This window comes from Prevotella conceptionensis 9403948, from assembly GCF_000312305.1.
Lineage (GTDB): Bacteria > Bacteroidota > Bacteroidia > Bacteroidales > Bacteroidaceae > Prevotella > Prevotella conceptionensis.
Genome location: NZ_HE999445.1, coordinates 407,643 through 415,489, shown reverse-complemented (window position 1 = coordinate 415,489; position 7,847 = coordinate 407,643). Strand labels below are relative to the sequence as shown.

Genomic DNA, 7,847 nt, shown 5'->3' with positions numbered 1-7,847 from the left:
CGGAGCTGATGTTGCAGGTTGTATTCTTCAACCAGCTGGTCGAGTGTTTTGCCAACGTTGGCCGCATCGCGGCCTTTCTGCTTACGTTTGCCGAGGAACATGCGCGAGAGTGGCAGCATCAGGGCCACGCCCAAAAGCACAATGACGATGCCCACGGGGGGTGAACGAGAAGAAGGTTAGCGGCTGTTGGCCTGCTTTGGTTAGCACATCTTGTATCACAAGGTTAGGGGGCGTACCGATAAGCGTGAGCATTCCGCCCATGCTGCTGGCGAAAGCTAGGGGCATGAGCATGCGGCCGGGGTGTGTTCCCTTTTGTGTGGCCATGCTTACAACTACGGGCATCATGAGGGCTATCGTGCCGGTGTTGCTGACAAAGCCGCCAATAACTGCCGTTGTGAACATAACGAGGAGGAACATAAAGGTTTCGTTGCCGCCTGCTAGTTTCATCAGGCGTTGGCTAATGGCCTTGGCCAATCCTGTTTGGAAGATGGCACCGCCCACAACAAAGAGGCCTACCATCATGATGACTACGTTAGACGAGAATCCCGCCAACGCTTCGGTCGGGGTTAGAATGCCAAAGATAAGAAGGGCAGCCATGGCGCACACCGCCACTACATCCGAACGGAGGCGGCCGATGATGAACATGGTTACCGAAACGGCAAGAATAACTAATGTTGTGATCATGTCTTGAACGATTGTTTTGTGTTTTGCTGGCCGTGTTTTTAAAACTCTCTGTGGCCTGCGTTGTTGGTGAATAGGGATGTAAAGTTACAAATAAAATCCCGAACAAAAGGCAATGGGCAATTATATTATGTTCTTTTAGGGATTGGGTGCGGACGTGGGTGGAACTTTTGGTTGTTTTGGGTTTCGTGGTTGTTCTAGATTTCGTAGTTATCCTAGTTTTTTAGTTGTTCTAGGCATCTTAGATAGCCTAGAACCACTAGTAGCCTTAGCCTTTGCTGGCCATTTTCCACGCGTAAGCCAGCACAACAGCAAACCCTGCGAGCGGTAAAACGAAAGGCAAAACGGGGTTGCCGCCATCGGCTATCATCCCCATAAGCAAGAACCCGCAACCGCCAACGGGCGTCATCATCAAGATAGACGATGCACTTTTGGTTAGTTGGCCTAAGCCCGTAAGTGCCAAAGAGAAGATGGTGGGGAACATGATAGCCTCGAAAAAGTAGTTGGCCAGCAAGCCAACGAGCGACAATGTGCCGAGGTTGAGCAACACTAAGCACATGCTGCACACACAACCAATGGCACAAGCCAACAACACAAGCTGCGCCCGAACTCGCCGCATCACCCAACTACCGCCAAACCTACCTATCATAAAGAAGGCTAATGCCGCGGTAAGCACCATCGATGCGGTTTTGTCGCTCATCCATCCTTGCCCTGTGACAAAGTTGATGAAGTAGCTATTGATGGATATTTCGGCCACTTCGTAGGCCAAAAGTGCGGCCAAACCCAATACGAACATGGGGCGTTGAAACAGTGCGGCAATGTTTTTCAGACCGCTGCCGCCCGTGTTTTCGTCGTTGGTGGTTTGTATTTCGGGCAATTGTACGCGCGAAAAAACTAGCGCAATGGCCAAAACCACAATGCCTAACACCACGTATGGGATGGCTACATTGCCGCCTTCGCTGTCGTTTCGGAAAAGAAACAACCCCACGCTAAACGTTGCGAAGATGCTGCCCAGACCGTTAAACGATTGCGAAAGGTTTAGTCGGCTGGTGGCTGTTTGGGGCGCGCCCAACTCTGTAACATAGGGATTGGCGGCCGTTTCGAGGAAAGTTAGTCCGCAACCGATGGCGAACAGCGCGGCCAAGAACACTTCGAAAGTTCCGATTTGGTCACCCGGAACAAAGAGAAAGGCACCCAAAGCGAAAAGCGAAAGCCCGAATACCACGCCGCGACGATAACCAAAGCGGTTGATGAACAGCCCGGCGGGTATGGCCATGATGAAGTAGCCCAGGTAAGTGGTTACTTGGATGAGGGCCGACTGTGCTATGGATATGTGCAGCTCGTTTTGGAAATGCTTGTTTAGCACGTCGAGGATGGCGCGAGCAAAGCCCCATAAGAAGAAAAGGGTGGTAATGAGTACGAAAGGCAGAAGAAATCTGCGTTCGGTAAGAGAAGCTTGTTTTCTGTTCATTATTGATAAGGTGATGTAGGGAACAAGTTGTTATCCCTTTGTTCGTTCGCGTAGACTAGGCACTCTAATCAAATTGGTGCAAAAGTAATAAAAATTCGTGACATTCTCGCAAAAGCAATCGTTTAATTGCAGGGAATGTGGCTGTGGCGTGTTGCGAAAGCGGTTGGTTTGAGGCTGGGAATACAGCAAATAGACCATAAAATCTTTTGAATTAGGCAATAAATGGGCGGATAGCGGTGCGATTTGTTCGGTAAAAGACATGAAAAAAGGGCTCCGCTGAGCCCCAACCTTTTGTTAACCTTAAATCTAATACTATGAAAAACACATTACAAAGTTAATTCTTTATTATTTACTTTGCAAACGTTTTCCTAGATTTATGCCCCTTTTTAGGGTTTGTTATGTTAACGACCAAGGGCTTTAATACAAATTAAAGATTTGAGCCCTTTCGCTTTTGGCAAGGATGTTGCGTGGTTTTGCGGCGCAGTTTTGCGCTTAGGCGTATGTGTCTAGGGGCGAATTTCAGTGCTTTATCCGTGCTTTCTCACAGCTTTTGCGCCTGATGCGCATGGCATTCGCCCCCTCCCCGAAGGAAGGAGTGGGGGACTTAGGCTTTCAGTATCTTCTTTAATAAGAAGGTCGCGTTTTGGTTTTGAGCCACGCCACGCGTAATGCGATATGAGTAAGTTACGTCGTTTCCGAGTTCAATCTCAAAACAATAGTTGGCAAAACGACTTGGGTTTTCGTCTTCTAGCTTAGAAAGTTCAAGGTCGTGGGTGGCCACAATGCCGCTAGCAGGCAGCTGCGACATGGTTTGTAGAAACAGACGCGAACCGTTGAGCTTGTCTAGCGAGTTCGTTCCCTTCAATATTTCGTCGAGAATGATGAAGGTGTTGGGGTGATTGTGGCAGTAGCCGATGAGTTGTTCGAGTCGAAGCAGTTCGGCATTGAAGTAAGATATGCCGTGCGTAAGGTCGTCGGTGGTGCGCATGCTGCTGAAAAGCCAAAAGCACGAAACCCTCATCTCGCCGGCAAACACAGGCAATCCGGCCATAGCCAGCACGTAGTTCACGCCCACACACCTGAGAAACGTGCTTTTACCTGCCATGTTTGCACCCGTAACAATGTGGTATTGACCTTGTTCGATGTGCAAGTCGTTGCCAACGGCCTTTATTCCTAAGAATGGGTGGCGAAGGTTTGTGGCTTGATAAACGATGTTTGGTGCGTCTTCGATTTGTGGCTGGACGGTTTCGGGATGATTATATCTGAAAGTGGCCAGCGATACAAGTGCATCCGCTTTGCTAAGGCATTCTACCCACTGCTCGAAGTGTTTGAGGTGACTGTCTTGCCATTTTAAGAACTTGCGTACAAGAAAGAAATCGCTTAGAAAAAGGGCGTTGGCGAACATCAAACCCAAAACATTGCTGCGGCGGTCTAGGCTAGCCACCGTTTGTTGCAGTTGTTTGAAGGCGTGCAATGCACCTTGCAGTTCGGTTTGCAGTTGCTTGTTCAATGCGGCCTGCATGTCTTCGGTGGTGATAAGACTTAGCAATTGCACGCAGGCCGTTAGCTCGGCGTGCAACAGGTTGGCCGTTTTGCTCACCATGCGCAGCGGCTTGGTGCATATCAACATCACCACAAAGAAGTTGATAATGCCCCACCAAACGGGCACATTGGCACTAAGCGGCGTAAAGACGGCAAGAAACAAGGTGGCGAAAAAGCCCACAACGGAGGCGCAGGCTATGGCGAGGGGTAGGCGGGCGGCGGCAAAACGGGGGATGGAGACCTTTGCGGCGGCTTGCATTGTTTGTGTAAGGCGTGTGCTGTCTATGCCGCCTGCCTTGCCTTTTCCTTGGGCAATAAACTTCATTCGCCACGTTGCTTTGGCGGCCAACTCGTCTATGGCCTCGCGTTTTCGTTCCACTTCGGCCTTAGCCTGTGGCGTATGGCCGGGCAATTGAGTGAGTGCGGCGGCCAACGACCTACTTCCGCCTGTTGAAACTGTGCGGTTGAGCCGATGAAAAAGCGAAGACGGACCGAATATGTCGAGGTCGAGGGCGAAAGGATGGTGTGTGTCGGCGTGGCATGCACCATCGCCGAAGGGGGTAAAGTCGCCTTCTAGGTAGCGTGCCTCGTCTTCATAGGCTTGCCTTAGCTGGTCGACAGCAGTTATTCGGGCCTCGTTTTGCACGTCAAAGCGCCTGATAATAACATATAAGGCCAGGCAAACAGCGGCCAACCACAGTGTCCACGTGGCATTGTAGAGGGTGGTGGCCAAGACAACTAAGCCTAACATGGCAACGAACGAGACGATTTCGCCGGCCACGAAGTAGAGGTTGCGGCGCTTTAAACGAACGAGAAGAGCCGCCAGCAATGAACTTTCGGCAAGATATGCAGTTTTTAGGGAGGTTGTTTTCATAAGTGTGAGGGTTATAATAGGCATGTTCTAAAAAATCCCCGCAAAGGTTCACAGGTTGTTCTTTGTATTTTTTAGAACCTGCCTATGATAAAAAAGGAAATGGTTTTAGAAGCTTATCTGGCTTCGTGTAGCCTGTCATGTATCAGCGTAATGTTGTTTCCAGTTGCACTACAAGCATCTTGTAGTCCCAGTACAAGCCCCTTGTAGTGCTAGTACAAGCATCTTGTAGTGCCAGTACAAGCACCTTGTAGTGCCAGTACAAGCACCTTGTAGCGATAGTACAAGCACCCTTGTAGTGCCAGTACAAGCATCTTTTTCTTTGGCAAGTAAGGGCATTGATGGCAAAACTTGATGTTCTTTGCTATGGGCTTAATAGGGGGAACTAGGCTTTTTTTGAGGGTTTCTTGTTGTTCTTGGATGTCTTGCATGCCTAGGATAATAAGAAAACCAGGCCCAAGAAGAAAGACTAAACGCACCATTTAGCAGCCTTTCATTCCTCCATCCAATAGTCTACGTCGGGGTTTATCTCGCGCGCCACTTCGCCTTCTCTGCGCTCGTCGTAGTCTAGTAGGCCGTAACGGTCTACCGAATACACCTTGCGTTCGTAGTTGGCTACGAGCGTTTGCAAGAAGTTGAGGGCGTTAAGGCTAACGGTATCGATGAATGCGAACTCGTCGAGAAAGCTTATTGCCACCTCGTCTGTCTCTCTATTGATGGCATAATAGCCCCTGTCGCCATCGAATAAAAGCGGCAACCATTGTTCACCATGCACCAATTTGAAGGCCTCGTAGGCGGCGGGCCACTCGCGTAAGTGGGGTAGACGGAAGCCTGGAATGAAGTCGATGAGGCCTTCGCGCTTGCACTGCCGAGGCGTGCCCGACACCTTATTATATATGTACACAAGCAAAGGAGCTAGCGGCGTACCTGCCGCAAGTTCCAATTGCTGGGTGGAATTGGGCTCAGGGTGCCCAAGGCTCTCGATATGTCCTGGGCGTTTAATCTCCGACAGTTGCAGATAGCGGTCGAAAAGCAGTTCTATGTTCATCGTATTTTTATTGTACGTTTGTTGTTTCTTGTTTGCCGCTTGCTTGTGCTATGGGCAGCCTAGCCGACTTATCAATGCGCACAACACCGCTAGCGTGCACCAGCGTATGCTGGTGTAGCGTCTTAGCCGCGTGGTTGAAAACCAATGCAGGGTCTATGCGCTTGCCTTTAAACGACACCTCGAAGTGCAGGTGCTCGGTGGTGGCACGACCCGTACGGCCCGTCAGTCCGATAACGTCGCCGGCCTTAACGGCCTGTCCCACCTTCACGAAGTTGCGCGATTGGTGGCTGTAAAGCGTTTCTAGGCCGTTGTCGTGACGAATGACAATGCAGTTGCCATAACCGAAATATGGCCCCGAACGAACCACAATGCCACTGAAAGCGGCCAATATCTTATCATTAGGGCGAGTCTTGATGTCTACGCCCGAGTGCCTTCTGCGCCCTCCGTAAGGGCTAATTACATGGCTGCCAGGCAGTGGGTAGGCCCATTCGTTGGGCGAAAACTGGGACAAGAAAAGTTTGTTGTTTACGCTGCCCCTCACGTCTTTCTGCGGTTTAAGCAGCGTTTTGTTGGCGGCTTTCTGCTCTTCTGCCAGCAGCTTTTGTTCTTCTTTCAGCCGTTTGGCCTCTTCGCGTTTGGCTTTCTCTTCCTCTCTGGCAGTCTTTTTGGTATCGGCTTTCCCCTTTTTGTCGGCTAAGAGCTTTTCTTCTAGGTCTTTTTCTGTGGCCTGCCTAACGGTTACGCGTTGTCCGTTTTTCTCAAATCGCATCACTCCCTTGTTCAGTTTATGACTTTTGGGGTCGACGATGGTTTGCGGATTGATACGTCCGCCGTTTACCATCGTTAGGAAAAGGCAACGCCCCTTGCCGTCTTTCTTGCCCACGATGGCAATAGATTGGCCTGCCTCTACCGTTTCGTTGGGTTTCACTAGGTTCTGAGCGTTGTGCGCATACACCGTTTCCAGGCCGTTGTCGTGGCGTATCACCACCACGTTTCCCCACTGTTTGTTCTTTCTTGCCAGCCTAACTCTTCCGGGCATCATGGCCTTAACGGCATCGCCACGCTTGGTTGTAATCTCCAATGCGTTGTTTTTGGCCACCTTGGCCTTGCCCACAGGCAGCGGGAAGGCATAGTTTTTGTGCGCAATGGCATTGAGATCGATAAAGAAAACGTTGCCTTTATCGAACAAGCCAGGCGTGGCAATGCTAATTTGTTGGGTTTCGGCAGGTGTGAAATGGTCCTCAGCGGGCTTACCCGAACTGAAGAACAGGACGAGGAGTAATGCAATAAGCTGTTTCATTTGTGTAAAATATATATGCGAACAGGCACAAGCCAATGCCGCCACGCAAAGTGGCAACCAGCCATTTGGCCATGTTCAGCGGATGGTAACGCCCGTAAAAATGCGGCCAGAGTTGATGCCTAGCCTTCGGGCTGAAAAGAAATCGTTGCAGCGGTTGTAGGTGCAGATGTCCGTTGCGTATATGTTTTCGGCTTTAACGCCTAACTCTTGCAGTTGCAATTGGTTGCAAAGGGGTAGATTGATGTGCCATTTGTTGTGCCGTTGCGCAATATCGTTCATTGGGAAAGTGGCTTTGGCAAAGGCCTCGTACACTTCGTCGCCCACTTCAAAGTTTTGCAGCGAGATGCCTGGGGCAATAACAGCGCGTAAGCTTTGCGGGTTGGTGTCGAAAGCTGCGCGCATCTGCGCGATGGCGTTTTGTGCGATGCGTTTCACCGTTCCGCGCCATCCTGCATGTATGGCAGCCGTGGCGCGATGTTCGGCATCGTAGAGAAGGATGGGGATGCAGTCGGCCGTAGACACGCCAATGCAAACGCCAGGCACGTTGGTAATGAGTGCGTCAACACCATCTAAAACCATTTGGCGCACGTTCTGCGGCATCGAAAGCAGCTCGCTGCCCACCTGTCGCACGGTTGTTTCGTGGGTTTGGTGGGGCATAACGAGGTTAGAAGGGGCGATGCCCAGCACGCGGCACAGGCTATGGAGGTTTTGCGCCACGTGTTCGGGGGCATCGCCACAATAGGGATTGATGTTAAATTGGGCGTAAGCACCTTGGCTTGCGCCATCGGTACGCATGGTACTGAAAGCGTGAATGCGGTGGCCAAGGGCATATTCCAGCAGTTTAGGCATCATTTTCGTCTTCGTATTCAAAGTCGTCAAGGTCTTCGATGTCGGCATCGATGTACTCCACGTCGATGTCTTCGCCCTCGTCGAC

At 50.7% G+C, this 7,847-nt stretch carries 5 protein-coding genes and 1 pseudogene; all 6 read right to left on the bottom strand.

Features of this window, described 5'->3' with window-relative positions:
• Positions 1–684, bottom strand: a pseudogene (locus tag BN93_RS06050) (SLC13 family permease); the annotation flags it as partial.
• A 265-nt stretch (positions 685–949) separates the two neighbouring features.
• Positions 950–2,152 carry a sugar MFS transporter gene (locus tag BN93_RS06045; protein WP_019187443.1) on the bottom strand — a complete coding sequence of 401 codons (1,203 nt, stop codon included), beginning with the start codon at positions 2,150–2,152 and terminating at the stop codon, positions 950–952.
• Positions 2,153–2,756: 604 nt separating this feature from the next.
• Positions 2,757–4,568, bottom strand: coding sequence for a MutS-related protein (locus BN93_RS06040; RefSeq protein WP_044260006.1), 1,812 nt, complete (start codon positions 4,566–4,568; stop codon positions 2,757–2,759).
• A 490-nt stretch (positions 4,569–5,058) separates the two neighbouring features.
• Positions 5,059–5,613 (bottom strand): hypothetical protein, encoded by a 555-nt coding sequence (locus tag BN93_RS06030; RefSeq protein ID WP_019187440.1) that lies wholly within the window; start codon positions 5,611–5,613, stop codon positions 5,059–5,061.
• 7 nt (positions 5,614–5,620) lie between these two features.
• Complete coding sequence (locus BN93_RS06025; protein ID WP_019187439.1) at positions 5,621–6,913, bottom strand: M23 family metallopeptidase; 1,293 nt, start codon at positions 6,911–6,913, stop codon at positions 5,621–5,623.
• Positions 6,914–6,988: 75 nt separating this feature from the next.
• Positions 6,989–7,762 carry a peptidoglycan editing factor PgeF gene (gene pgeF, locus BN93_RS06020; protein WP_084768699.1) on the bottom strand — a complete coding sequence of 258 codons (774 nt, stop codon included), beginning with the start codon at positions 7,760–7,762 and terminating at the stop codon, positions 6,989–6,991.
• Between the last annotated feature and the right edge of the window lie 85 nt (positions 7,763–7,847).